Origin of the sequence: Longimicrobium sp. (genome assembly GCF_036388275.1) — a bacterium.
Classification (GTDB): domain Bacteria; phylum Gemmatimonadota; class Gemmatimonadetes; order Longimicrobiales; family Longimicrobiaceae; genus Longimicrobium.
Map to the genome: position 1 here is coordinate 291,199 of NZ_DASVSF010000002.1, position 26,251 is coordinate 317,449.

At 71.5% G+C, this 26,251-nt stretch carries 20 protein-coding genes; 17 read left to right on the top strand and 3 right to left on the bottom strand.

The genetic code is table 11. From position 1 onward, the window contains the following. Positions 1-394 precede the first annotated feature (394 nt). A complete protein-coding gene (locus VF632_RS01310; RefSeq protein ID WP_331021030.1) occupies positions 395-811 on the top strand; it encodes a hypothetical protein in 417 nt (138 codons plus the stop codon). A 14-nt stretch (positions 812-825) separates the two neighbouring features. On the opposite strand, the gene VF632_RS01315 is transcribed toward VF632_RS01310, so the two are convergent. Continuing rightward, positions 826-1,974, bottom strand: a complete 1,149-nt coding sequence (locus tag VF632_RS01315) for a PQQ-dependent sugar dehydrogenase (protein WP_331021031.1) — start codon at positions 1,972-1,974, stop codon at positions 826-828. Further along, positions 1,971-2,258, bottom strand: a complete 288-nt coding sequence (locus tag VF632_RS01320; RefSeq protein ID WP_331021032.1) for a hypothetical protein — start codon at positions 2,256-2,258, stop codon at positions 1,971-1,973. Before VF632_RS01320 ends, VF632_RS01315 begins: the two co-directional genes overlap by 4 nt. Positions 2,259-2,779: 521 nt before the next feature. Between VF632_RS01320 and VF632_RS01325 the strand changes: the two genes are divergently transcribed. The 9 genes from VF632_RS01325 (at position 2,780) to VF632_RS01365 (ending at position 15,085) form a co-directional block, all read left to right on the top strand. After that, complete coding sequence (locus tag VF632_RS01325; RefSeq protein ID WP_331021033.1) at positions 2,780-3,817, top strand: LacI family DNA-binding transcriptional regulator; 1,038 nt, start codon at positions 2,780-2,782, stop codon at positions 3,815-3,817. Positions 3,818-3,869: 52 nt separating this feature from the next. Beyond that, positions 3,870-4,928, top strand: a complete 1,059-nt coding sequence (locus VF632_RS01330; protein WP_331021034.1) for a ketoacyl-ACP synthase III — start codon at positions 3,870-3,872, stop codon at positions 4,926-4,928. After that, the gene (locus VF632_RS01335; RefSeq protein WP_331021035.1) at positions 4,921-6,717 is read left to right on the top strand and encodes a long-chain fatty acid--CoA ligase; all 1,797 of its coding nucleotides are present in this window, start codon (positions 4,921-4,923) and stop codon (positions 6,715-6,717) included. Before VF632_RS01330 ends, VF632_RS01335 begins: the two co-directional genes overlap by 8 nt. Continuing rightward, a complete protein-coding gene (locus tag VF632_RS01340; RefSeq protein ID WP_331021036.1) occupies positions 6,717-7,235 on the top strand; it encodes a hypothetical protein in 519 nt (172 codons plus the stop codon). Before VF632_RS01335 ends, VF632_RS01340 begins: the two co-directional genes overlap by 1 nt. Further along, positions 7,232-8,740, top strand: coding sequence for a sodium:solute symporter family transporter (locus VF632_RS01345; protein WP_331021037.1), 1,509 nt, complete (start codon positions 7,232-7,234; stop codon positions 8,738-8,740). Before VF632_RS01340 ends, VF632_RS01345 begins: the two co-directional genes overlap by 4 nt. Before the next feature lie 100 nt (positions 8,741-8,840). Beyond that, positions 8,841-11,381, top strand: coding sequence for a TonB-dependent receptor (locus tag VF632_RS01350; protein WP_331021038.1), 2,541 nt, complete (start codon positions 8,841-8,843; stop codon positions 11,379-11,381). Between the two features lie 605 nt (positions 11,382-11,986). Continuing rightward, positions 11,987-12,973 (top strand): PHB depolymerase family esterase, encoded by a 987-nt coding sequence (locus VF632_RS01355; protein ID WP_331021039.1) that lies wholly within the window; start codon positions 11,987-11,989, stop codon positions 12,971-12,973. Continuing rightward, on the top strand, positions 12,970-14,484 hold the full coding sequence (locus VF632_RS01360; protein WP_331021040.1) for a class I adenylate-forming enzyme family protein: 1,515 nt from the start codon (positions 12,970-12,972) through the stop codon (positions 14,482-14,484). Before VF632_RS01355 ends, VF632_RS01360 begins: the two co-directional genes overlap by 4 nt. 1 nt (position 14,485) lies before the next feature. Further along, a complete protein-coding gene (locus VF632_RS01365; RefSeq protein ID WP_331021041.1) occupies positions 14,486-15,085 on the top strand; it encodes a hypothetical protein in 600 nt (199 codons plus the stop codon). Here the strand turns inward: VF632_RS01365 and VF632_RS01370 are convergent. Continuing rightward, positions 15,048-16,418, bottom strand: coding sequence for an alpha/beta hydrolase family protein (locus VF632_RS01370; protein WP_331021042.1), 1,371 nt, complete (start codon positions 16,416-16,418; stop codon positions 15,048-15,050). The two genes, VF632_RS01365 and VF632_RS01370, sit on opposite strands and share 38 nt — an antisense overlap. A gap of 94 nt (positions 16,419-16,512) precedes the next feature. Here VF632_RS01370 and VF632_RS01375 point away from each other — a divergent pair, with 94 nt between their 5' ends. The 7 genes from VF632_RS01375 (at position 16,513) to VF632_RS01405 (ending at position 26,009) form a co-directional block, all read left to right on the top strand. Next, complete coding sequence (locus VF632_RS01375; RefSeq protein ID WP_331021043.1) at positions 16,513-17,130, top strand: TetR/AcrR family transcriptional regulator; 618 nt, start codon at positions 16,513-16,515, stop codon at positions 17,128-17,130. A gap of 360 nt (positions 17,131-17,490) precedes the next feature. Next, entirely contained in the window at positions 17,491-18,264 is a 774-nt protein-coding gene (locus tag VF632_RS01380; protein WP_331021044.1) for an FHA domain-containing protein, read from the top strand. A gap of 7 nt (positions 18,265-18,271) precedes the next feature. Then, positions 18,272-19,840, top strand: coding sequence for a penicillin-binding transpeptidase domain-containing protein (locus tag VF632_RS01385; RefSeq protein ID WP_331021045.1), 1,569 nt, complete (start codon positions 18,272-18,274; stop codon positions 19,838-19,840). Beyond that, positions 19,840-21,486 (top strand): FtsW/RodA/SpoVE family cell cycle protein, encoded by a 1,647-nt coding sequence (locus VF632_RS01390; RefSeq protein WP_331021046.1) that lies wholly within the window; start codon positions 19,840-19,842, stop codon positions 21,484-21,486. The genes VF632_RS01385 and VF632_RS01390 overlap by 1 nt, the downstream gene beginning before the upstream one ends. Further along, positions 21,483-22,715, top strand: coding sequence for a PP2C family protein-serine/threonine phosphatase (locus VF632_RS01395; RefSeq protein ID WP_331021047.1), 1,233 nt, complete (start codon positions 21,483-21,485; stop codon positions 22,713-22,715). The genes VF632_RS01390 and VF632_RS01395 overlap by 4 nt, the downstream gene beginning before the upstream one ends. Then, positions 22,712-23,764 (top strand): FHA domain-containing protein, encoded by a 1,053-nt coding sequence (locus VF632_RS01400; protein ID WP_331021048.1) that lies wholly within the window; start codon positions 22,712-22,714, stop codon positions 23,762-23,764. Before VF632_RS01395 ends, VF632_RS01400 begins: the two co-directional genes overlap by 4 nt. A 403-nt stretch (positions 23,765-24,167) precedes the next feature. Further along, positions 24,168-26,009, top strand: a complete 1,842-nt coding sequence (locus VF632_RS01405; protein WP_331021049.1) for a protein kinase domain-containing protein — start codon at positions 24,168-24,170, stop codon at positions 26,007-26,009. Positions 26,010-26,251 lie beyond the last annotated feature (242 nt).

The window sequence follows — 26,251 nt, forward strand, 5'->3', positions numbered from 1 at the left end:
ATTCTCCCCTCCCGCTTGCGGGAGAGGGCCGGGGGAGAGGGCAGCCGGGGCATGCGACGGAGCCATCGAACCACACCAAAACCCGCCAGCGTAGCCGGCCCGAACTCGGCACCCGCGGACGCGCACCAGACTGGCTCCCTTCCCCCACGCAGTTTGTGGGGGAAGGGCTGGGGATGGGGGGCACCGCGGCATGCGCCGGGCCCGAGAAGACGCGCCTCAAGTATTCGTGCCGCTGTCGCGCCCGGGCTGAGAAGTGGGCCGCAGGCTAGATCCTTCGGCCCGCGGAGGGTGTGCTACGTACAGGTTGGCTGCGACTGGGCCTCAGGATGACAGGGTCTGGGCGCGTCCGGCGAGCTCCTTCAAGTTGGCCTACAAACAACGAACAGAACCGCGGATGCACGCCCATCCTGATCCCACCCACCGCCGCTCGCCCGCCATCCCGGCCCTGATCGGGGTGGTGCTGGCGCTGCCGTTCATCGCCATCCTCATGTATCACCCCGATGGCGCGTACGACCTGCTCGCGTTGATCCTGGCGTTCACGGGCGGCGTCTACACGGGATCGGCGCTGCGGGCGGAGGTCGCGACCCGGAAGCTGGCCATCGAGTGGGGGTTCGGCGCGCTCCTCGTCATCATCGCGGCACTGAGCTTCTGGTGGTCTCCCATCTGGCTGGCGGCGGGCTTCGGCGCACATGCCGTGTGGGACGTGGCACATCACGCGCGCCCGCCGGGCCTGGGCATCCGCCGCTGGTTTCCGCCGTTCTGCGCCGCGTTCGACGTAGCCGTTGCCGCGCTCGTCCTCTTCTACGCCTAGAACGCGCCTCGCGCTCAGGTAGCCGGGGCGATCCGGTGGACCGTCCCCCGGTGTGAGATCACGTACAGCTCGCGCTGCGAATCTTCGCCGAACGACGAGATGTTTCCGACGTCCGGGAGAGGATACGAGCGCTTGTCGGCTGCCTGCCCGTCGGCGTAGCGGAAGCTGCGGACCCACCCCTCGCAGTAGTCGGCGTACAGGTAGTGGCCCTGCAGCCCGGGGATGGCCTGGCCGCGGTACACGAACCCGCCGGTGATCGAGCAGCCGTCGTCGTGCGTGTACTCCAGCACGGGAAGGGTCAGCCCCGTGCGCGGACACCCGCTGCTGGGCTCGAAGCAGTCCGATGCCTCCATCACGTCCCACCCGTAGTTGACCCCCGCCTGCCCCGCCGGCACCACGTTCACCTCCTCCAGCCGGTTCTGCCCCACGTCGGCCACGTACAGCAGCTTGGCCGTGTGATCGAACGAAAAGCGCCACGGGTTGCGCATCCCCAACGCCCAGATCTCGCCGCGCCCGCCGGATTTCCCTGCGTACGGGTTGCCGGCGGGCATTCCGTAGGGCTGGGCGGCGTCGACGTCGATGCGCAGCAGCTTGCCCAGCAGCTGCAGCGGGTCCTGCCCGGCTTCTTCCGGGTCGCCGCCGCCGCCCCCGTCGCCCATGCCGATGTACAGCATGCCGTCGGGCCCGAACACCACCAGGCCGCCGTTGTGGTTGCTGTACGGCTGGCGGACGTGCAGCACTAGCGAGGCCGACGCCGGATCCGCCACGTTCCGATTCGCGGACACGCGGTAGCGCTCGATGCGCGTGTCGCCCGCCCGGTCGGTGTAGTTGACGTAGAACTGGCCGTTCTGCGCGTACTGCGGGTGGAATGCCACGCTCAGCAGGCCGCGCTCGCCGCCGCTGGACACCTTGGCGGCGATGTCCAGGAACGGCGTGGGAAGCAGGTGCCCGTTCTCCACGATGCGGATGCGCCCGGGCTGCTCCACGATGAACAGCCGCGCATCCGACGCGGGAGCGGTCAGGTGCACGGGCGACTGCAGACCGCTGGCGACCTCCACCAGCCGCAGCGCCGGCTGTCCCGGCGTTTCACCCGGGTCGCCGGGCTCGGAGCCGGAGCAGGCGGCCAGCACCAGCAGGGCGGGAAGCAGGATGCGCGGGGTCATGGTGCCTCGGGGGGTGGAGGATGGCCGTGCGGGGTGTCGTCGTCCAGGGCATCGGACTCCAGCAGCTCGCGCGCGTCGCGCTCGCGATGCCAGGGCACGCGCACCTTCACGCCGAACTGCGACGGGCCCTGGTAGCCCGCGCCGAAGATGCCCACGTGCGAGCCGCCGTCCACGTGGGCGGGGATTCCGGCCTCGCGCAGCGTTTCGGCCGCGAAGTCGGCTTCCCACACGGCGCCGAACGTGGCGACCACCACCCAGGGCTGCTGCGTCTCGCGGTCGCTCATGTGCGCGGTTCGGGGGCGGATGGTGCTGGAAGATGGACCTTCATCGGATGCTAGCGGCGCGAGCGGGATGCGTCAAAGGTTTGGTTGATGTGCGGTGCAGAGGACACGTCGGCTGTCATCCAGAAGCCCGAACCGCGCCGGCCGAGGACTTTGGGTCCGCCTCGACAGGCCCGGGCGCATGCCGCGGGTGGCCCCTCCCCCGGCCCCTCCCCCGGCAAACTGCGCCGGGAGAGGGGAGAACGTCGATCGGGGTTCGACAGGGTGCTTCGCATTCCGTGGGAGCCCCCTCCCCCCGGCCCCCGTCCCCCGCTTCGCAGGGGAGGGGGAGACCTGAATCGCGCTTCGGCTCGGCTCGGCGCCTCGGCTGCGCGTGCAGTCCGCGGAGGCGGACTTTGGGCCGTTGTTGCCCGCGACTTCAGTCGCACCAGCGGGCGGGGCTCCGACCATTGTGCTCGTCGTCGCCCACGACAAAACTCTTGACAATCGATCTGCCAATACGTATTACCAAATACGTATCGACAATGACGACACCCCATCCCTCCCCCGCCCGCCGCGTTACGACGCACGACGTTGCCCGACGCGCCGGCGTGTCGCAGGCCACCGTCTCGCTGGTGCTGGGCGGGAACCCCAGGGCGCGGGTGTCGGCGACCACGCGGGAGCGGGTGGTGCTGGCGGCGGGGGAGCTGGGCTACCGGCCCAACATGCTGGCGCGCGGGCTGGTGCAGCGGAAGTCGTACGCGCTGGGCGTGATGGTGCCGGACCTGAGCAACCCGTTCTTCCTGGACGTGGTCACCGGCGTTCAGCGCGTGGCGGCAGAGGCGGGATACGCGGTGCTACCCGGAGACGTCCGCGAAACCAACGCCGCGCGGCACCTGGATGCCCTGCGCGCCCGGCAGGTGGACGGACTGATCCTGGACGGCTTCGGCGCGCTGGCTCTGCCGGAGAGCGCGCTGACCGACCTGAAGGTGGTGCTGGTGGACGAGCCGTCGGAACGCTGGCCGGGGGTCGCCAGCGACGCGCTGGGCGCGGGACGGATGGCGGCCGAGCACCTGGTGGGGCTGGGCCACACCCGGCTGGCGTTCGCGGGACCCGCCACCGACGTGCACGGCTTCAGGATGCGCGAGCGCGGCTTCTTCCAGGTGCTGCAGGCGCAGGGGCTCGGCCTCTCGTCCGCGCGGCTGCGCAGGGTGACGCCGGACGTGGCGGGCGGGCTGCAGGCGATGAAGGCGCTGCTCGCGCTGGGTCCAACCGAACGTCCGACAGCCGTGTTCTGCGCGAACGACCTGGTCGCAGCGGGCGCGCTAAAGGCCTGCCTCACCGCCGGGGTGCGTGTGCCGGGGGAGATGAGCATCGTGGGATGCGACGACGTGGAGTTGGCGCGCGTCCTCACGCCCGAGCTGACGACCATCCGCGTCCCCGCCCGAGAACTGGGAGCCCGCGCCGCCCGACTGCTGCTGAAGCAGCTGGAAGACGAGTCCTGGGTTCCCCGCCCCACCAAGCCGCTGCCCGTGAAACTGGTGGCGCGAGGGACAACCGCACGGCCCGTCAGTAGGGAATAGCCGGCAATCGCCAGCCGTTACTTTCGCACTTTCGCACTTTCGCACTTCCTACATGCGCCAGGCCGTCATCACCGGAACGGGGTCCTACGTCCCCGAGCGCGTCGTCACCAACGCGGAGCTGTCCGCCACGCTGGGCGAGGACGTGGACGGCTTCGTGAGCAACACGCTGGGCATCCGCGAGCGCCGCTGGTGCCGCGACGACGAATCCACCGCCGATCTGGCCGAGAGCGCCGCCCGCCGCGCCCTGGACGACGCCGGCCTGCAGCCCTCCGACGTCGACCTGCTGATCGTATCCACCGACACGCCCGAGTACGTATCCCCCGCCACCGCCTCCGTCCTGCACGGACGCCTGGGGATGCGGTCGGACGCGGGAACGTTCGACGTGAACAGCGCCTGCGCGGGATTCGCCACGGCGCTGGACGTGGCGTGGAAGTACCTGCGCGCCGACGAGCGGTACGGGTGCGTGCTCGTGGTCGCGGTCTACGCGATGTCGAAGTTCCTGGACCCGGCAGACAAGAAGACGGTCACCATCTTCGCCGACGGGGCCGGCGCCGTCGTCCTGCAGGCGTCGGAGCAGGCGGGGATCCTGGCCTCGGAGCTGGCGGCGGACGGGTCGTTCAGCGACGGGATGGGCGTGTTCGCCGGCGGCACGGCGGAACCCATCACCGCCGACGTGCTCGAGGACGGCACGCGCAACCGGCTGCGGTTCGTCCGCAAGTATCCCAAGGAAGTCAACGAGGAAGGCTGGCCGCGCATCGTCCGATCGGTGCTGGGGCGCATCGGGCAGACGGTGCCGGAGGTGGACCTGTGGCTGTGGACGCAAGTGAACCGCTCCACGATCGAAGCGGTGATGGATCGCCTGGGCGAGCCGATGGACAAGGCGCACACGGTGATGGGCAAGTGGGGCTACACCGGCTCCGCCTGCCTGCCGATGGCGCTGGACGACGCGGCGAAGAGCGGGCGCTTGAAGCCCGGCGACCTCATCGTGCTCACGGGATCGGGCGCGGGGCTGTCGATGGGCTGCGTAGCGCTGCGATGGACTCGTGATGGATCTCCCCTCTCCGCGCGTAGTTTGCGCGGGGAGGGGCCGGGGGAGGGGCAACATGGCTGAAACCGCCGTCTCCGCCTTCGTCGCGCGCGCCCGCGCCGACGCCGCTCTTCCCGCGCTTCGCGTTCTCGCCGCCGGGGGCGCGGCGCGCGACGAGACGATCACCTGGGGCGAGTGGGCCGGCCAGTCGCGCGCCTTTGCCGCGTCGTTGATCGCCGCCGGGCACCGGCCGGGGCAGCACGTGGCCATCCTCGCCGGCAACGCGGCCGCCTGGCCCATCGCCGACCTGGGCGTGCTGATGGCGGGCGGCATCTCCGTCGGCGTGTATCCGACCAGCGCCCCCGCGCAGGTGCGGCAACTGCTGGCGGACTGCGCGGCCGTGGCGGTGGTGGTGGATTCGCCCGCGCAGATGGAAAAGGTGCGCGCCGTCCGCTCCACCCTTCCCGAGCTGCGCACCATCATCGCGGTGGACCACGACGGCGGCGGCGACGCGGTGTCGTGGGCGGGATGGATGCAGCGCGGCCGTGCGCTGGGCGAATCGGTGCAGACCCGCGCCGAGCTGGCCCGGCGGATGGACGCACTGCGGCCCGACACCACGGCCATCCTCATCTACACCTCCGGCAGCACCGGCGAGCCCAAGGGCGCCGCCCTCACCCACCGCACCCTGCTCGCGTCGGCCGCGTCCATCCGCGATACGCTGGGCCTGGTGGAAGGCGATCGATCGCTCTCGTTCCTCCCCTTCTGCCACGCCGCCGAGCGCATCTTCGGCCTGTACACGCGCATCGTCTGCGGCATGCAGGCGGGGCTCGTCGCGGACCACAACCGCGTCTGGGATGCGGCTCGCGAGTTCGCGCCGACCCTCTTCGGCGGGCTGCCGCGCTTCTACGAAAAGGCCGTGGCCACCCTCCGCGCCCAGCAGGCCGCGGCGAGCGGGGACGAGCGCTCGCGCTGGGAGCGGACGCTTGAGCTCGGCATGGAACGCTCGCGGCGCAAGCGCGCGGGACAGCCCGTCTCCGTCGAACTGGAGACAGAGTGGCTGCGAACGGGTGAGCCGCTGCTGGAGCGCGCGCGCGAGCTGTTCGGCGGACGGGTGCGGGTGGCCACCTCCGGCGGCGCCGCCCTGCCCGCGGACGTGTCCGAGTACCTGGACGCGCTGGGGATCACCGTCCTGGGCGCCTACGGGCTGACGGAGCACCTGTGCGCGGCCTTCAACCGGCCGGACCACTACACGTTCGACTCCGCCGGCCCGCCGATGCCCGGCACCACCCTGCGCCTGGCGGAAGACGGGGAAATCCTGCTGCGTCGCGGGCCGCTGACCTTCAGCGGCTACCACGGGCGTCCAGCCGAGACGGCGGAGGCGTTCAGCGCCGACGGCGAGTGGCTGCGGACGGGCGACCTGGGGCGCGTGGGGGAAGATGGCGCGCTGCGGGTCATCGGCCGCAAGAAGGAGCTGATCGCGCTCTCCAACGGCAAGAAGGTGGCGCCGCTGGGCATCGAGGCCGCGCTCACCGGCGAGCCGTGGATCGAGCAGGCGATGCTGTACGGCGAAGGGCGCAACTTCGTCAGCGCGCTGCTGGTCATCCGCCGCCCCGCCCTGGAAGCCTGGGCCGCCGAGCACGCCCGCGACGCCGATGACCCCCGCCTGCTGGACGATCCCGGGCTGCGCGCCGCCGTGCAGGCCGCAGTCGACCGGGTGAACGCCCGCCTCAGCAATCCCGAGCGCGTCCGCCGCTTCGCGCTCCTCGGAAACGGATTCAGCGGCGACGACTTGACCCCTACGCTCAAGCTGCGCCGCCCCGTCGTGGAGCAGCGCTACCGGGCGCATTTGGAAGCCCTTTACGTGGACGCCTGATGGCACGACGCAATGCACTCCTGGCCCTTCTGGCGGGCACCGTGGCCATCGCCGCCGCATACGGCTCCGCCTTCCTCCCTGGTCCCCCCACGTCGTGGGCGCCGTGGGCGCTGGGGATCGGCACGGCGGTGGTGATGGTGGCCGCCTCCGCCCTGGGCGCGGCGCGCAGGGACGGCGGGCTGGGCCGGCTGAAGCTGCCGTTCGCGCTCGTCTTCCTGATCCTGGCCGGGGGATTCGCCCTGGTGCTGGCGCTGCCGCCGGTAGACCCGGCCGATCCCACGCTCTTCCTGGGGCTGCCGCCGCGCGCCGCGGTGGTGCTGCTGGGCATCGGCCTGCTGCCGCTTCTCGTCCTCCCCATCGCCTACGCGCTGACGTTCGACGAGATGACGCTGAACGAGGCCGACTGGGAGCGCATTCGCGAGGCCGCCCGCGTCTACCAGGCCTCGCAGTCCGCATCGGCGCATTCCGCCCACGCCGCCCCAACTCCCCGCCCCGCGCCCGAGGTGGAGCCCGTATGATGCTCGCCATCCTGCAGACGTCCGAGCTGCCGCGCCTGGCGCAGCCTACGATCATCGCCGTCGCCGTCGTCTACTTCGCCATCGTGGCAGCCATCGGCGTGTGGGCCACGCGCAAGACGCGCACGGCCAGCGACTTCTTCGTCGCGGGCGAGGGCATCGGCCTGGCGGCGCTGACGCTGGCGGCCATGAGCGCCACGCTCTCGGGCTTCGCATTCATCGGCGGTCCCGGCCTGGTCTACGCGACCGGGCTGGGGGCGATGTTCCTCATCCTCCCAGCCTCGGTCACCTCGTCCATGACGTCGTGGGCGCTGGCGAAGCGCATGCGGCTGCTGGCCGAGGTGCGCGGGCTGATCACCGTGCCCGACGCCATCGGTGCGCGCTACCGGTCGCCCGCCGCCCAGGGATTGTCCGCGGTCGCCATCCTGGTCGCGGTCGTCGGCTACATGGCGACGAACATCCTGGCCCTGGGACTGGTGATCGACGCCATCTTCGGCACCGGGCTCACGTGGGGCGTGTGGATCGGGATGGCGATCGTGCTCGGCTACTCGGTGGCGGGCGGCATTCTGGCCGGCGTGTACACCGACGTCTTCCAGGGCTCCTTGATGGCCGTGGCCTCCGTACTCGTCTTCATCTACACGCTCAAGACGGGCGGGGGGATGGAGGGGATCAGCCGCACGATCCTGTCGGCGGACGCGGCGTTCATGGGCCCGTTCGGGTCGATGGGCGCCGTTGCCGCGCTGTCGCTGTTCTTCGTGTTCGGCGTGGGGTCGATGGGCCAGCCGCACGTGATCCACAAGTTCTACATGCTGCGCGACCCGCGGAAGCTGAAGTGGTATCCGCTGCTCGTCACCTTGGCGCTGATCGTCACCATGCTGCTGTACTTCGGCGTAGGCGTGGCGGTGAAGGCGCTGGTGGTGGAAGGCCGCATGGAGCCCTTGGCCCGCCCGGACGACGCCACGCCGTTCTTCCTCCTGCGCTTCACCCCCGTGCTCCTCGCCGCCCTCGTCTTCTCCGGCGTGGCCGCGGCCATCATGAGCACGGTCAACAGCTTCATGAACATCGGCGCGGCGGCCATCACCCACGACATTCCCGTGGCGCTGGGGATCAAGGTGAAGAACGAGCTGAAGTGGGGCCGCATCAGCACCGTGGTCGTCTCCCTCCTGGCTGCGTGGCTGGCCCTGCTGCCGGGCGCGCTGGTGGCGTTCCTGGGGATCTTCGGATGGGGGCTGTTCGCCTCGACCCTGGTTCCCGCGCTGGCCATCGGGCTCAACTGGGAGGGCGCTACCAAGGAAGGCGCCATCGCTTCCATCTGCACCGGCCTGGTGATCACGCTGGGGTTCGAGACGATGGCCTTCTTCAAGGTCTACTCGTTCCCCGCCGGTGTGACGGTGAGCGGGCTGTCGCTGGTGCTCTCCATCCTGGTGTTCTTCGCCGTCAGCTGGGTGACGCGCGACCGGGCGGCGGCGGCGCTGGACGCGGACGTACGGCTGGTGATGTCGGTGTGAGGGGAAGTGCGTTAGTGCGGAAGTGCAGATGAGGTAGGTAGTCCAACCGCGCGTTCCACCATGGGGCGCGCCCCCTGTCCTCCAACGTGGAGATCCTTCCATGAGCAGCAGCGGTTCCCCGCGCCTCGCCTGGCGCAGCATTCTGCTGGTCCTTGCGCTGGCCCTGTGGCCGGCAATGGCCCACGCGCAGTCCGGCACGCTCCGCGGCACCGTCGCAGGCCGCGACGGCGAAGCCCTGTCCGGCGCGCGGGTGACCGTCATCGGCACCCGGCTGGTCACCACCACCAGCGTGCAGGGCGCGTTCACCCTGCGCGGCGTTCCCTCGGGCACGCAGCAGCTTCGCGTCTCGGCCGCCGGGTTCCGCGACGAGACCAGCGAGGCCTCCATCCGCCCCGGCGAAGAGACGCTGGTGGCCATTCAGCTCGAGGACAAGCCGTACGAGCTGGATGCCGTGGTGATCTCGGCCTCGCGCCAGTCGGAGCGCGTCACCGAGGCGCCGGCCACCATCACCCGCATCGGCACCGACCAGCTGGACGCGGCGGTGGGCAACACCTTCGCCGGCGCGCTCAAAGAGGTGAAGGGGCTGGACTTCGTGCAGGTGGGAATGACGAGCGTGGGCATCAACGCCCGCGGCTTCAACTCGTCGTTCAACAACCGCATGCTGATGGTGGAAGACGGCCGCATCATGGTGCTGCCCGAGAACGGCCTCCCCGTGGGCCAGTTCACCGCCACCCCCAAGGTAGACCTGGCCAGCATCGAGGTGCTGGTGGGCCCCGGCGCCGCGCTGTACGGCGCCGACGCCAGCAGCGGCGTGATCAGCATGGAGACCAAGGACCCGCGCGCCTTCCCGGGGCTGACGATGGAGGTCACCGGCGGCAACCGGAACTACCGCGACGTGCAGGCTCGCTACGCCGGCGTGCTGGGCGACTGGGGCTACAAGGTGTCGGGCGAGTACCAGGCGGCCGACGACTGGAGCAACCGCCTGACGCTGGTGTCGGGGATCGCCCGCGCGTGGCGCTCCACCGACGTCGGCTCGGCCACGGTGGCGCCCGAGGTAAGCCCCGGCGGCGTAAGCGGGCTGAACTGGGACGCCAGCGTGGCCCGCGGCACCGCGGCGGTCGTGCGCTACTTCGGCAACAGCCGGCTGGAGCTTTCGGGCGGCGGCAGCGTCACCGACGGCGTGGGTCAGACCAGCGTGGGCCGCAACCAGCTGGAGGGCTGGCAGTACAACTTCGGGCAGCTGCGGTTCAGCAGCCCCCGCTGGTACGCCAACGTGTACCGCGCGCAGAGCCAGTCGGGCGAGTCGTGGGCCACCAACCGCTACAGCCAGGCCTACTATCCCAACCTCACGCGCCCCGACGCCACGCGGATGACGGACGAGCAGCTCGTCGCCGCCTCGGACTGGCCCAGCGACGGGCGGATGTACGCCGGCGAGGTGCAGTACAACTCGCGCGTGCCCCTGCTGCTGAACAGCGCGGTGGTGCTGGGAACGAGCTACCGGCGCGACGTGGTGAGCAGCGACCGCCAGTGGCTGACGGACCGGCTGACGGGCGAGGACATCTCCATCGACCAGTACGCCGGCTTCGGGCAGGTCACCACGCCGGTGATGCCGTGGATGGACGTGGTGCTGGCCGGCCGGTACGACATCCACGAGAACTACGACGCCCAGTTCAGCCCCAAGGCGGGCGTGGTGGTGCGGCCGGTGGCGGGGCAGAACTTCCGCGTGACCTACAACCGCGCGTTCAAGTCGCCCACCATCCTGCAGACCAACTTCCACATCCCCGACTGGAACGCCATCACCGTCATCTACGGCAACACGCGCGGCTTTACCGTCAAGCGGCCCGACGGCACGGTGTTCCGGGAGTACGCGCCGCTGCAGCCGGAAGAGAACACTACCTGGGAGTTCGGCTACAAGGGCGTGCTGTGGGACCGGCTGTTCGTGGACGTGGCCCACTACCGCTCGGCGTACGAGAACTTCATGAGCCCGCTGGCCGTGATCGGCGACCCGCTGAACGCGGGCCTGGGCGGACAGCCCGCCGGCACCTCGGTGTGGGCGTACGACGCCGATGGAAACCGGCTGAACACGGCGGCTGGCGGCCCGGCCCTGGCGCTGACGTACTACAACCTGGGCGCGGCCCGGATCCAGGGCACCGATGCGGGGATCAACTTCGTGGTGACGCCCAAGATCAACGTGCGCGGCACGCTTTCGCTGATCGACATCAGCGACGTGGAGGTGGACGCGGGGCGCGAGGAGAGCACCGCGCTCAACTCGCCGGAGATGAAGTGGACGCTGGGCGGCAGCTTCCAGGACTTCGGGCGGCTGACCGGCGGGCTGACGCTGCGCCACGTGGACGAGTACTACTTCCGCTCGGGCGTCAACCGCGGCTTCATCTCGGGGTTCACCACGCTCGACGCCAACCTGGGCTACCGGATCGACCGCTTCAACACCACGGTGAACCTGGGCGTGAGCAACCTCTTCGGGTGCGGCGGCGAGTTCGAATACGCCGACACCGACCTGCTGCGCGCAACGCCCACGAAGGAGAACCGCGGCTGCGGGTTCGGGCAGAAGCACACGGAGATGATCAACATGCCGGAGATCGGCACGATGGTCTTCCTGGGCATCAAGTACCAGACGCGTTGAGGCCCTCACCCGGCCGCGGGGCCCTCACCCGGCCGCGCTGACACGCGTGCCACCCTCTCCCACAAACAGCGTGGGAGAGGGGGTACACTTCAGCCTCTGGTGCGCACGAAAGCCTGTCATCCTGAGGCCCAGGCGCACCGGACTGGCCCGCAGCACACCCGTCGCGGGCCAAAGGATCCAGCCTGGGGTACGAACCAGCCTGGGCGCGGCAGCGGTCACGGAAGTCGAGGCCTCGGCACTGCACGGGCGAATGAATTTGAATTCGCTGCAACGACCACACGAAGTCCACCTTCGTGGACTGGCTTGCCGGGGTGCGGTGCCGGCTGTGTGGCGCGACCGGAACGTGGTGCAGTTCTCCCCCTCTCCCGCTTGCGGGAGCCCGCTCGCCAGTGTCCCCAGCCGACGCACGGCAGACGGCCGAGCGCACCGGGCTGGCTCCCTTCCCCCGCGCAGTTTGCGGGGGAAGGGCTGGGGATGGGGGGTGCCCGCCGTCGCGCCGGACCAGCCGCTCACCCACCGAAGTTCTCCCCTCTCCGCACGCAGTTTGTGCGGGGAGGGGCCGGGGGAGGGGCCCCCAAGCGCAACGCACCTCTGCCAGGCACACAATGCACCACCTGACCCGCACCCTGTTCGCCCTGACGATGGCAGGCACCCTCTCCACCTCGGGCTGCACTCCGCCCGCGCAGCCACCGTCGCCCGGGCCCGCCGGCTACGACACCGTCGCCGCGCCGCGCGGAACGGCGCAGGCGCTCATCGGTTGGAACACGTACCAGGGTGAGGGCGGCACGCGACGGTACTGGGTGTACGTGCCCGCGCGGCACGATCCCGCCCGCCCGGCCCCGCTGGTCATCATGCTGCACGGCTGCACGCAGGACCCGGAGGATTTCGCGCGCGGAACGCAGTTCAGCGCGCACGCCGAGCGCGCGGGCGTCATCGTCGTCTATCCCGAGCAGACTGCGGTGTACAATCCGCAGAAGTGCTGGAACTGGTACGATCCCGCCAACCAGGCGCGAGGCGCGGGCGAGCCCGCCATCATCGCGGGCATCACCCGCGAAATGATGAGCCGCTTCGCCGTCGATCCCGCGCGCGTCTACATCGCCGGGGTCAGCGCGGGCGGGGCGATGGCCGTGAACACCGCCGTCGCCTATCCCGAGCTGTACGCCGCTGCCGGTGCGCACTCCGCCATCCCGTACCGCGCCGCGACCGACGTGGCATCGGCGGTTTCGGCCATGCGCTCCGGGCCGGTCAACCCCGACGCGCTCCCCGCCCCCTTCGCCCCGGGCGTCACACCGGTTCCGCTGATCGTGTTCCACGGCACGTCCGACGTCGTCGTAAACGCGGAAAACGGCCGCCGCCTGGCTGACCAGTGGCGGCGCGCCGTCGGAGCCAAGGACTTCACCCGCCACCAGGTGGATGCAGGCGGGCTGCGCGCGACACGCGACGTCTCGGGTCCGTTCGTGGAGCTGTGGATGGTCGAGGAGCTGGGCCACGCCTGGTCCGGCGGCTCGCCCGCGGGCACCTACACCTCCGCGGCGGGGCCGGACGCCAGCCGCGAGATGCTGCGCTTCTTCCTGCAGCACCCGGTTCGATGATGGACGCCTTTCCCCGCTTTCCTCGCCAGCCCGATCCCCTGCGCTTCTGGCGGCGGATCTCGCCCGACCGCGTCGCGCTGGTGGACCGCCCACGCGGCGAGCGGCTGACGTACGCGGAGCTGGACGCGGCGGCGGACCGCTGGGCGGGGCTGCTGCGGGCGCGCGGCATCGGCCCGGGGGCGATCGTGGCGGCGCTGGCCGGCAACCGGCGCGAGCTGCCGGAACTGTTCTTTGCCTGCGGACGGATCGGCGCGGCGCTGCTGCCCCTCAACTGGCGCCTCTCCGCCGCCGAGCTGAAGCCCATCCTGGCCGACGCGCGCCCCGACCTGCTGATCGGCGAGGCGCGCTTCCGCGACCGGGCGGAGGGGCATCCGGCGTGGATGGACCTGGACGCCGACGCCCCCGCCCTGCTCGCCGCGGCACATCCATCCACCGAAGACATCGCCATCTCCGGCGACGAGCCGCTGCTGATTCTGTACACGTCCGGAAGCACGGGCACGCCCAAGGGCGCCGTCCTGCCGCATCGGCAAATCTTCTGGAATGCCGTCGCCACCACGACCGCGTGGGAGCTGGGCGCCGACGACGTGGCGCCGGTGAGCACGCCGCTCTTTCACACGGGCGGATGGAACGTGTTCGCCACGTCGCTGTGGCACCGCGGCGGCACGGTGGTGCTGCTGGATGCGTTCGATGCCGACGGCTTTCTGCAGGCCATCGAGGAGGAGGGGTGCACCGTGGCTCTGACCGTCCCCACGCAGCTGATGATGATGGCCGAAAGCCCGCGCTGGGGCCGTCCCCTGCCCCGGCTGCGGCGCTTCGTCTCCGGCGGCGCGCCCTGCCCCGCGGCGCTGGCGGCAAAGGTCCGCGCGGCGGGATACACCTTCCGCGAGGGCTACGGGCTGACGGAGTGCGGCCCCAACTGCTTCGCCATCTCCGACGAGGAGGCGGTCCGCCGTCCGGGGCACGTCGGCTGGCCGGTGCCGTACCTGGAGATGCGGCTGGAGGCGGAGGACGAGCGCGAGGCGAGGACGGGCGAGGCGGGCGAGCTGCTGCTGCGTGGCCCGCAGATCTTCGGAGGATACCTGCGCAGCCCGGAGCGCACGGCGGAGGTGCTTTCGGCGGACGGATGGCTCCGCACGGGAGACCTGGCCGTGCGGGACGAGGACGGGGCGTACCGCATCTGCGGGCGGCGCAAGGAGATGTACATCTCGGGCGGCGAAAACGTCTTTCCCGCCGAGGTCGAGGCTGCGCTCTCCGAGTGCCCCGGCGTGGTGGAGGCGGTCGTCGTCGGCGTGCCGGACGACAAGTGGGGCGAAGTGGGCCGCGCCTTCGTCGTCCCCCGCGCGGACTCCACGCTGACGGAAACGGACGTGGTTTCCCATGCGCGGGGGCGGCTGGCGGGCTACAAGGTGCCGCGCTCCGTCTTCATCGTCCCCGAGATCCCGCGCCTGGGGAGCGGCAAGCCGGACCGCCGCGCCCTCGCCGCATTGCAGCCGGCCCTCGTGGAGGCGTGAGATGAACCCGATCACGACGATGGCCCCGGGCGCCAGGGGCTCCACCCTGCGCTCCACGCTCGCCTTCGTGCAGCGCATCGCGGGCGACGACAGCGTGGCGCGCATCCGCGACGGCCTGGCGCCCGACGACCGGGCGCGCATCGACGCGGCGGCGCCCACGGACGAGATCCCGCTGGCGCTGCTGCACGCGTTGTGGGGAGCCGTGGAGGCGGAGATCGGCGCGGAGCATCCGGACTGGCCGGAGCAGTCGGGCGCGTTCGCCATCGAAGGCACGGGGCAGCAGCTGTACGGCGGCATCCTGCGCAAGAAGTCGCCGATGGAGTTCCTGACCCAGCGCGTGTCGCTCTTTCGCCTGTACTACCACCCCGGCAACATGGAGGTGGTAGAGGCGGAGCAGGGCCGCGCGGTGCTGCGGCTGGTGGGCTTCGACCCCGGCGAGCGCACCTTCTGCCGCCGCCAGACGGGCGGCCTGCTGCGCTCCATGGAGTTCGCGGGCGGCACATCGTGCACGGTGCGCCACGTCCGCTGCTCGCTGGAGGGCGACGCCTTCTGCGAGTGGGAGCTCAGGTGGGAGACGCCGGCCGCGGCGGAGGGGGAGTAGCGCACGCCTCCACGAGGGCGATTCCGCGGCCGCACACCCAGGCGCGGACGTGCTGCAGATACTCGGGCGCCAGGACCGGCCAGGGGCCTCCCTCCGGGTTCGGACGCATCAGGGCGTGGTCGGCTCCCCCGATCACCACGATGTCGTAGTCCCTTCCCGCACTGCGCAGCTGCTCGGCGATCCGCGAACTGGCAAGTGCCGGCACCGTCGCGTCGCCGCTTCCGTACAGCCACAGGCCCGGCGCCGGCAACTGGCGGAGGAGTGGCGCCGGATCGAGGTCCAGCCAGGGACGGAAGCGGATTCGCCCCGGTGACCCGCCCGGCTCCGGCGCGTATTCCATGGCGCGGAACCACGCCGTCCCGGCCGCCGCGTCGACCAGGACGCGCAGCCGCTCGTCTCCGCCGCCGCTCCGCGTGACTTCATCATCAGCCAGGAGCAGGGCACGCGCTTCCTCCATCTCGCGCTCGCCGAACCCTGCGCCCCGCAGCCGCACCTCGTAGTCGTAGTTGCCCTCTTCGGCGGGCGTGGTCAGCGGCCCGGAACGGATGATCAAGAACCCCGGAGGCGTGCCGTTCCGCGCCAGCCGTTCACCCGCCACGGCCGCGATCCAGCTCGCCTGGCTCGCCCCCACGAGTCCGATCCGCCCCGCATCCACGCCAGGGCGCGCCCGCAGCACCTGGAACGCGGCCACCGCGTCCGTCGCAAGGTCTGCCGGAGTGGCGCTCCGCCAATCGCCGGTCGACCCTCCACTTCCCCGCTTGTCGTACAGCAGGACCGCGACTCCGAGCGATGCCAGTTCCTCGGCCAGGTAGCGGCCAGCGCCGGCCCGCGTCTCGGGCCCGGACCCGTGCAGGCCGACCGCCGCGGCGAAGGGGCCGCGGCCGTTCGGCATGAGGAGCGTCGCCGCGAGGCGTACGGTGTCGCTCACGATCGTAAGTGCATGTTCGGTGAAGCGCGGCGGGCGGGATGCGGCGCGCTCGAGAGTGAACGCTCCCTCCAGCGGCCCGAACGCGTACCGCCCCGAGGCGAGCCCGGCCGAGATCGCCCCGGAAAACGTGAACTGCCCCGACGGGGTGGGGATGCGGAACGACAGGGAATCCGGGGTCCGCACCCAGTCCAGAACGGGCATGCCGGCCTGGCCCAGGTCCATGAACCGCGCGGTACGATCCTGGCTGCCCCGCTCCTCGACCTCGATGCGCGTTCCCGGTCCGGGGCCCAGCACACCGGCCCAGCGCGTCGTCCGTGGCGAAGCGGCCGCGGCACAGGCGCCCAGAAACGCGGTACCGGCGAGCAGGAGCGCGGCGCGCCGGCTGAACGCGAGAAACGTTGTCATCGTGTTTCGGGAAGCACCCATTTCCGACCTCCAGGCCAGGTAGCAGATTGCAGCGCCATAAACTTGTACTGGAGTACAACTTTGCGCAAGGCAGATGATGGAGCGTAGCGCAGCCGATCCGGCGAGAGGCCGCCGCGCGGAACAGAAGGCGGCGAGGCGGGAGCGCATCCACGCCGCGGCGCGAGCGCTGTTCGTCGACCGTGGCTACGACGCCACCAGCCTGGACGACATCGCGGCGGTGGCGGGCGTGGCGCGCGGAACGTTCTTCAACTACTTCCCGTCGAAGGCGGCCGTTCTCGCCGAGCAGTACCAGCGGCTGGCCGAGGAATTCGTCGCGCTGCACGACGCTTCGGTGCAGGGCACGGCACGCGAGAAGCTGGCTTCGCTGTTCCGGGGAGCCGAGGCCCTGTTGCGGCGGGAGGGCGACTTCGCGTCCGTCATCTACCACCAGGCGTTCAGGGAACCCGAGGTGGTGGCGGCCGACGCCGGAACCGAGGCGCGGGTGTTCGAGCGGTGGGTGCAGTGGTTCGAAGAGGCAAAGCAGCGCGGCGAGCTCAGCCCCGGCGCCGACTCGGCCCTGCTGGCGACGGTGATCATGGACGTGTGGTTCGCCACGCTCCGTGCATGGATCGCCGCGGACCGGCGATTCGGCCTTGCGGACCTTGTCGCCGAGAAACTGGGCCTGCTCTTCGACGGCGTGGCAAGTACGTGAGTACGTCGGTGGAAATACCGGCAACTGTGGCGCAACGGCGAGTCGGGGATCAGGTCTGGCCCGAACGCAGGAGCGGGCGGGGGCCAGGTAAACCCGCGGCTTAACGGCGGAGCAAGGGCGCGCCCGACAGCCGAGGCAGCCCCACAACAAGCCAGTCCGCGCAGGCGGACTTCGTGTGGTTGTTGCCGCGAATTCATTCGCCCCAGCGAGGCCGGGCCCTCCAATGAAACGGCGGGCCTCCACCTCAAGCCCGAGGTCCACCACACCCCGAACCACTCCGCATTCCACCCCTCCACCGCTCCGGTCCTGATATTGCGGCTAGGCCGCACCGCTGACCCGTCAGAACAAACCGGACCCGCGATGATCAACGCTTTCCGCAAGCTGCTTCGCCCCACGCTGCGCAACCAGCTCGAGGACGGAGTTCGCGAAGCGCTCCGGCGCTACGCCGACCGCCGCACCGCGCCCGACCTGCGCGTGTACGTATCCACCGACCTGGTGCCCACGGGCATGGGCCCGCCCATGTGGGCGCGCGACGAGGCCGACCACCTGCGGCGCTTCGCCGCCCAGTGGGCCCAGGACAACGGCATCGCCCGCGCCGGCCTGCGCATCGAGATCGTGCTCCTGGACACCAAGCGCGAGTTCGCTCACGTCAAGCCGCTGGGGCTCGACGAGCCCAAGGCCGACCCGGCCGGGGCCAGCAACGCCCCGCGCCCCGACCGCGCCCTGGTGCCCGAGCCGCCGCGCGCGGCCGCCCCGGCGTACGTGGCCCCACCCGCCGCGCCTGCGTACGGCGGCGCACCCGCGTACGGAGGCGGCGCGCCCGCCGGGGGACGCGGGGCCGTGCTCGAGGTGGTGAGCTCCGAAACCCTGCGCGAGCCGGTGCGCGTGGAGGGCGAGGTGACGCTGGGCCGCAAGCCCGAGCCCGGCGTCTTCGCCACGGGCGACCGCTACATGTCGGGCCGGCACGCCCGCTTCCGCAGCCAGGGCGGGCGGGTGACCGTGAGCGACCTGGATTCCAAGAACCGCACCTACGTCAACGAGCAGCCGATTCCCCCGCACGAGGAGCGCCCGCTGAACCCGGGCGACACCGTGCGGATGGGAAACACCGTGCTGCGCCTGACCCACGCCGGCTGAACCCACCGTGCTGGAAACCGCTCTCAACTGGGTGCTGCGCGCCGCCCTGCTGGCCTTTGGCGCCGGCGCGCTGATCGCGCTGCTCCGCTGGATGAGCCAGGCCATCCGCGAACGGCGCGAGCGCTGGGCCATCCGCCTGGCCATCGGCATGCTGATGTTCGCGGCCATCTATGCCTTCGGGCACGCGCGCATGCTCATGCAGGCCGACGAGCTGGAGGAGGGCCGCATGGCCTGGCGCCGCTTCGGCGACCCGCGGGAAAGCGAGCGCAACCGGGGCGAGGTGCGCGGGTGGATCATGGACTGCACCAACGAGCCCGCCAACGCCCTGGCCCGCTACGGCGTGCGCGACGGCGAGGTGCAGCGTGTGTATCCCTTGGGCGAGGGCGGCGCCAACCTGATCGGCGCGGGGGGCGACGACGACCGCGACTACACCGTGGAGCGGGTGTTCGCCCGCCACCTGCGCAAGCCGCTGAGCTTTGCCGAGCAGGGCCAGCTGCACCCCGTGGGGACGGACCTTCAGCTCACCATCTGCAGTGCCCCCATGCAGCGCGCCTGGTCGCTGCTGCAGCAGACGGGGCTCAACGGCGCCATCATCGTGCAGGACGTCAACACCGGCGCGCTGGTGGCGTACGCCGCCACGGGCAAGGCCGACGAGCCGCCCTTCGGCATCAAGCGGTACGCGCCCCCGGGCTCCGTCTTCAAGCTGGCCCTCGCCGCGCTCTGGTGGGAAAACAACCTGCCGGACATGGAGATGGGCTGCCCGCCGGAAATCCAGGTGGGGCGCGCGCGCATCCGCAACTTCGAAAGCACGTCGTACCCGTCGCTCGAAGTGCCGCGCGAGATGCTGCGCTACTCGTGCAACACGGCCGCCGTGCAGATGGCCAACTACGCGCGCCAGCGGCTGGGCGCCGAGGCCTTTCACGATGCCTACAAGCGGTTCGGCTTCCTCACCTACTCCGAGGGCCCGCCCTCCGCGGCGGAGAAAGCCTTCTGGAACACGGAGAACGAGGCCTGGGCCGAGCGCATGACGCCGCCGCCCTCGCGCGTTCGCCTCCTGCGCCGCTTCAACCAGCACGAGTGGGGGCAGATCGCCATCGGGCAGGGGCCGGTGGACGTGACGCCGCTGGCCGTCTCCCGCTTCGTGCAGGCCATCGGCAACGGGGGGATGATGCTGCCGCCGACCATCGAGGCCGACCGGCTGAACAACCTGCCCGAAGGCACGCGGGTGATGAAGGAGACCACCTCGCAGAAGCTGATGCAGTCCATGCTTCTCGTCGTGGACTCCGGCACCGCCGCCTCTGCGCAGCCGCGGCTGGCGGGAACGGGATGGGACATGGGCGGCAAGACGGGCTCGGCCGACGTGGCCGGGCGGGCGCGCGCCGACGGCTGGTTCGCCGGGCTGATGTTCGATCCCGAGCGGCGCCCCCGCTACACCGTCGTCGTCTACCTGCAGAGCGGCGCGCCGGGCGGGCGCATTCCCGCCGCCATCGGGGCCGAGATGACGCGCTTCATGGCCAGCCAGGCGCGCGCCCAGGACCGGGGCGAAGACCAGGCCACCGCGCGGAAGGAGGACTGATGGCGCTTCGCGACCTGTTCAAGCGGCGCGGCGGCACCGGGGGCGGCGGCCCCGAGGGCGTCACCATCGCACTGAAGGCCCACAACCGCCCCGTCGAGCAGCGCAGCGGACGGGTGATGCCGGGGCCGCTCTGGTGGGGGCTGCTGCTGGCCTCGCTCTTCTACATCGCCGCCCACTTCTCCATCGTGGCCGCGGTGTGGCCCATCCACGGCACCTCCACCGGCTCGGGAGGCACGCTCATCCGCGACGGCATCGCCCTGGGCGCGTGGATCGCCGTGCTGGTGGCGCTGCGCAAGCTGGGGTACCGCGGCAGCTGGGCCATCGTGGTGTTCCCCATCCTGATCTTCTGCCTGACGCGGCCCACGCAGTTCCAGCTGTTCAGCGACCCGTCGTACCAGGCCGCCGGCAAGGTGCGCGGCGCCGCCAACGACGCCAAGGCCACCCGGGCGCGGCTGAGCACCATCGAGCGCACGTACGACGACGAGCGCAAGCAGATCGTCTACCAGGGCCCGCCGCCTCCGCTGCCGGACCCGTTCGCCAAGGCCGTGCAGCAGGAGGCGCAGGGGCGCGGCTTCATCTCGCGCAGTGCCGCGCACTTTACGGTGTTCGTGGCGCCGTTCGCGCTGCTGGTGGGCTTTCTCCTGTCCCGCGAGCCGCGGGTGATGCGGTGGGTGCGCGATCGAAGGCTGATCCCGTTCCTCCCCACGCTGGCCGTGTTCTTCGTCCTCACCATCGGCTTCACCAAGCTGGGCAAGGTGGGGGGAATGACGCCGTGGGAACTGTTCCTCCCCGTCTTCATCGTCATCTGGGCGGCCACGCTGGCCGAGGACGCCTACAACCTGGCCCGGCCCGGCGCGGTGATGGACCCGCGGCGCCTGCTGAACCTGTTTTTGTACGGCGCCATGCCGGTGATCCCCTTCCTGATCATCCGCGAGCTGGGCCTTTCCATCGTGCTGGCGGGGTCCATGGCCGCCATGCTGCTGGTGGGCACGCGGCGCGGATGGTGGGCGGGGCTGATGCTGGCCGTGTGGGCGGTGCTGGTGTTCGCCGCCTTCCGGGTGGACGAGCGCTCGGCCACCCGCCTGGAGCTGGCGTACGACCCGTACAAGGACGCGTCGTCGATGAGCGACGAGGAAGCCGAGCGGTGGGGGGCCAAGCTTCACCAGATGAAGCTGTTCGACGCCAACGTCACCACCGGCGGGCTGCTGGGCGAAGGGCCCGGCCGCGGCCATGCGGAGACGGCGCCCAACGCGGCCGACGACGGCTACATCACCGCCATCGCCACGCACTGGGGGTGGGCCGGCGCGGTGTCCATCGTGCTGGTGTACACGCTGTTCATCGTCCAATTGCTGAGCGCCGCGGCACGCGAGACGGGCGCCTTCGAGCGCACGCTCCTCACCGGCGTGGCCATGCTCATCGGCATCCCCTTCTGGCTGGCGACGCTGGGCGGCATCCGGCTGATCCCGCTGACCGGCGTGGCCACGGCCTTCGCCGCGCACGGCGGCGCCAAGCTGCTGGCCTCGGCACTGGCGGTGGGGCTGGCGGCGGGGGTCAGCCATCGCAGGGCACGGGAAGAGATGTTCGACGAGGCACTCGCCGCGCCCGGCACCGCCGAGCCGCGCGCCAAGGGGATCCGCATCCGATGAGCGACGACACGCAGCCCACGCCCGCCGCGCCCCGCCCGCCCGCGCCGGCGCTCCCCGAAACCCGCGCGCTGGGGATGGTGCCCATGCACGGGATGCTCTTCGACATCGCGGGGGCCAGCGCGCAGGGGCCGCGGGCGGAGAACCAGGACGCGTTCAGCGTCGACACCTTCACCCAGCGGATGTTCGTCGCGGTGGCGGACGGCATGGGCGGCGAGCGCGCCGGCCGCGTGGCCGCCGACACCGCCCTGACGGCGCTGATGCAGGGCGGCGACATCCGCAGCCTGGACGCGGCCCGCTACGCCCTGCGCCACGCGGACGAGACGGTGGCGCGCCTGGCCCAGCAGTCGCCGGGGGACCGCGGGGGAATGGGGTGCGCGCTGGCGCTGCTGGCCCTGGCCACGGACCGCGCGGGGAACCCCGGCTGGGTGGGCGCCCACGTGGGTGACGTGCGGATCATCAGCCGGGGCCCGGACGGCACCGTGCGGCTGGAGACACGCGACCACACCCCGGCGTACGCGCGGTGGGAAGCGGGGGAGATCGCGCTGGACGAGGTGCCCGACAGCCCCGGCAGCAACCGCCTGCAGCGCGCCGTGGGACGCGGGGGCGAGGCCGACGCGGTGTGGATCCCGGTGCGCCCAAACTGGACGTACCTGCTGATCAGCGACGGGGTGACCAAGGCCATGCGGCTCGACGAGCTGGGCGAGGCCATGGCCCTGCCGTCGTCGGAGCAGATCTGCTCGGCCATCACCCGCAAGGTCGAGGAGCGCGGGCCCGACGACAACTACACGGCGGTCGCGGTGCGCGTGCTGGGCGACGGGGGCGGCGCCACCATACCCTCGCCCCCGCCGCGCGGAGGCGCGCAGATCGCCGCCGCGGTGTCGGAGTCGCCGCACCGCGAGCACGCCAACCTGGTGCACGAGAGGAACGACGACGTGAACGGCAGACGAGGGTCCATCCTTCCGACGCTGCTGTCGCTGCTTGCGCTGGCGGTGGGCGGGTTCGCGCTGTGGACGGCCATGCAGGCCGGCCGCGGCACCGATCCCGCCGTCGCGGCGCAGATCGACAGCCTGCGCGCCGAGGTGCGCGGGCTCAGCAGCCGCGTGGCCACGCCGCGCGACAGCCTGTCGCTGATCGGCGGCACCGATACGGCGGCGCCGGCCGCCGCAGCCGCCCCGGTGCCATCCGCCCCCGCCGGGCAAGCGCCGGCCAACCAGACCGTACGCCCATGACCGACTTTACCCCCGCGTCGCGCCCGCACGAGAACATCGACGGGGAGCCGCTGCTCGATTCGTTCCTGCGCGAAGCCATCCCCGAGATCAAGCTGGCGCTGGGCGACCTGATCGACCGCGACAACTCGCGGGCGATTCCCGACAAGTACGTGAAGATGCTGCCGCTGACGACGCTGGTCGTCACCCTGCGTCCCGACGCCGCCCAGGCCATCGCCGACATGGCGGCGGACCTGGAAGAGGACCTGACGGACTCGGTGATGCGGCACGGCTCGCTGTACGACCGCGACTACAAGGTGCGCCTCAAGGAAGCCGGCTCGCGCGGGGCGCCGCTCTTCCGCGTATCGACGCAGCCGGCCGGCCAGCCCGAGCCGCCGCCCATCGTCGCCGCGCCGCCGCCGCCGCCTCCCCCTCCGCCGCCCCGCGCGCCGGACCCGGAGCCCACGATGGCGGCGCCCCGGCACGAGCACGCGGCCGCCTCGCCCCCGCCCTCCGTGCCGGCGTGGGTGGCTCCCGGCCCGCCGCCCTCGGTGGACCCCGACGCCACGCGCGTGGAGGGCATCCCCTCCGCACCCGCCCCCGCGCCCAAGCCGCGGTCCAACTTTCCCGCGGGGCGCTACGAGCTGCGGGTGGAGGACGAGGACGGCACCGAGCGCGAGCGCCTGCCCATCCCGGGTGCGACGGTCAGCGTGGGCCGGCACACGGACGACCCGGCGCTGCGCAGCGACATCCAGCTCACCGGCGCGCCCAACGTCAGCCGGCGGCAGCTGGCGCTGGTGTGGGAGGAGCGCGATGGAAAGCCCGGGTTCCTGGTGTACAACCTGGGGCTGAACGACATCCACGTGGGCAGCCGCGAGGTGTCGGGCGCCAACACGGGCAAGGGTGAGATGAAGCTCGACGGGCTGGACGCGCACAGCATCTGGCTGACCCCCGGCGACGCCCTGCGCATTGGCGGCCACGGCCCGGTGGTGCGGATCCTTGAAAAGGGCGCGGATGCGGATGCCGAGGTGCCGGAGATCGCCGAGGACCCGGACAAGACGCAGTTCGGGTGAAACTGCAGTGCGTTAGTGCGTGAGTGCGTGAGTGCGGAAGTAACTTCGACCGGGATCGGCTGAGTTCGGCGTCAGGGCTGAGGCCCCCCTCTCCCAACCTCTCCCCCGCAAACTGCGCGGGGGAGAGGAGCCAGTCCGGCGCGGTTGGCGAGCTTCGCCGTAGCGACACGGGTCTGAGTGTCGCTACGCTGCGCTGCGACCTCTCTCTGCGACTCTGCGTCTCTGCGTGAGACCCGCAGTTCGGTGTAGCGGAGCCAGTTGGCGGAAACAAGCGGCGGGCTCGCCTCGTAGGAACGCACTCACGCACTAACGCACTAACGCACTTCCCCTTACCTTTGTGGAATTGTGCGGAGTGAGGGGACGAAGGGGGGTTGGGGTCACCCCATCGCCTGAGAGGGCACTGATGTCGGGCTTGGCGCAGTTTCTTGTAGGCCACGTCCTGAACGAGCGATACCGGCTGGATTCGGTGCTCGGGCAGGGCGGGTTCGGCGTGGTGTTCCGCGCCGCGGACCTTCAGCGCGACCGCGAGGTGGCGGTGAAGGTGATGGATCCGCCGCGCGGAATGGGGCCCGCCGAAACGGAGCGGATGCGCCAGCGCTTTCAGCGCGAGGCGGCCGTCGCCGCGCGCCTGCCCATGCACCCCAACTTGGTGCCCGTGCTGGACGTGGGCTCCGACGCGCGGGTGGATTTCCTGGTCATGCAGCTGCTCCAGGGCGAAAGCCTGCGCGAGCGGCTGGCCCGCGAGGAGCCCCTGGGGCTGCGCACCGCACTCCACATCCTGCGCGAAACCGCGCGCGGCGTGGCCGCCGGGCACGAGATCGGCCTGGTGCACCGCGACCTGAAGCCCGCCAACATCTTTTTGGAGGGCGACGGGCCGGAGCCCTCCGTCCGCGTGCTGGACTTCGGCATCGCCAAGGTGCTGGACGACGAGGAAGACGAGGAGACGCGCACGCACCTGACCATGCCCGGCGAGTGGTTCGGCAGCGAGTTCTACTGCGCGCCCGAGCACCTTCGCCGCGAGCCCGTCACCCGCACGGCCGACGTCTTCAGCCTGGGCGTGGTGGCCTTCGAGGTGCTCACGCGCACGCGCCTGTTCACGCGCGAAGACCAGAACCGCCGCCGCGCGGGGCTGCCCGTGCCGATCCCGTCCCTGGTCGCCCGCAACCCGCAGGTGCCGCGCGACGTGGAGTGGATCGTCCGCCGCGCGCTGCTGGACGACGCAACCCAGCGCTTCGCCAACGCGGGGGAGATGGCGGCCGAACTGCACCGGGCCATCTCCAGCCTCCGCCGCGCCGCCGACCAGCCGGTGGAGGCCGCCGAGACTGTGGCCGTCCCGGCGCAGGACCGGCGCGCCGTGTCGGTGGAGCCGGACGAAGCCACCGTCGCCGTCGCACCGGCCGCGCAGGCGGGCTTCTTCGCATTCGCCCGGCGGAAGGTTGACCTGGCGGACGATCCGCTCTCCGCCGAGATGGAAAAGGTGCGCTGGCGGCGGATGAGGACGCTGGCGGCACGCGCCGCGGTGGTGGCGGTCCTGGCGAGCGGCGGGGTGATGGGCGGCATCGCGCTGGCGGCCAACCGCGAGTACGAGGGCGCGCCCGCCGCGCCGGCCCGCGTGCTGACGGCGGTGGAAGAGAACGAAGAGGGGCTGCGCCGGTTCCGGGCGGGCGAGTACGGGGTGTCGCTGGGCCACTTCCGCCGCGCGATGGAAAAGGCGCCGGGCCAGGCCGAGTACATGAACAACCATGCCTACGCGCTGCTGCGGGCGGGGCGTCCGCAGGAGGCGGTGACCGAGCTGCAGGACGTGATCGCGCAGCATCCCGAGCGCGAGGTGGCCTACAGCAACCTGGCCGAGGCGCAGCTCGCCCTGGCCGACACGGCGGGCGCCATCACCACGCTGAACGCGCTGCTCGCGACGAATCCGTCGCAGGGGCGCCGCCGCGAGGCCGAGATCTTCTTGCGACGGCTGGGTGGCGATTCGTGGGACACGGCGGAGTGGGACGACGTGCAGCAGGCGGAAACGGTGGACATCCCGTCCGAGGCCGGTGACCCGTGGACCGATGCCCCCGCGGAGAACCTCGTGCCGACGATGGACACGACGACTCACGTGACGACCACCACCGCGGCCGAAAGCCGTCTCGGGACCCGCGGCGCCATCCGCCGCCGGACGTACTCGGGCGGCCGCTGGCGCGACACCATCGTGTTCCGCGCCGAGCCGGGCGAGACCCTGCGCGTCGGCACGCCGTAGCGGGGCCGACCCCCCCAACTTCGGGGGAAGGGTTGTGAGGGCCAGTCGAGTGCGCGAGCCCAGCCCAAGCGGGGTTCAGGTCTCCCCCTCCCCTGCGAAGCGGGGGACGGGGGCCGGGGGGAGGGGGCTCCCAGGGCATGCGAGGCAGCCGGTCGAACTCCGACCGAAGTTCTCCCCTCTCCGCACAGCAGTACCGTGCGGGGAGGGGCCGGGGGAGGGGCCCACGGCCGGGGACGCGTCTC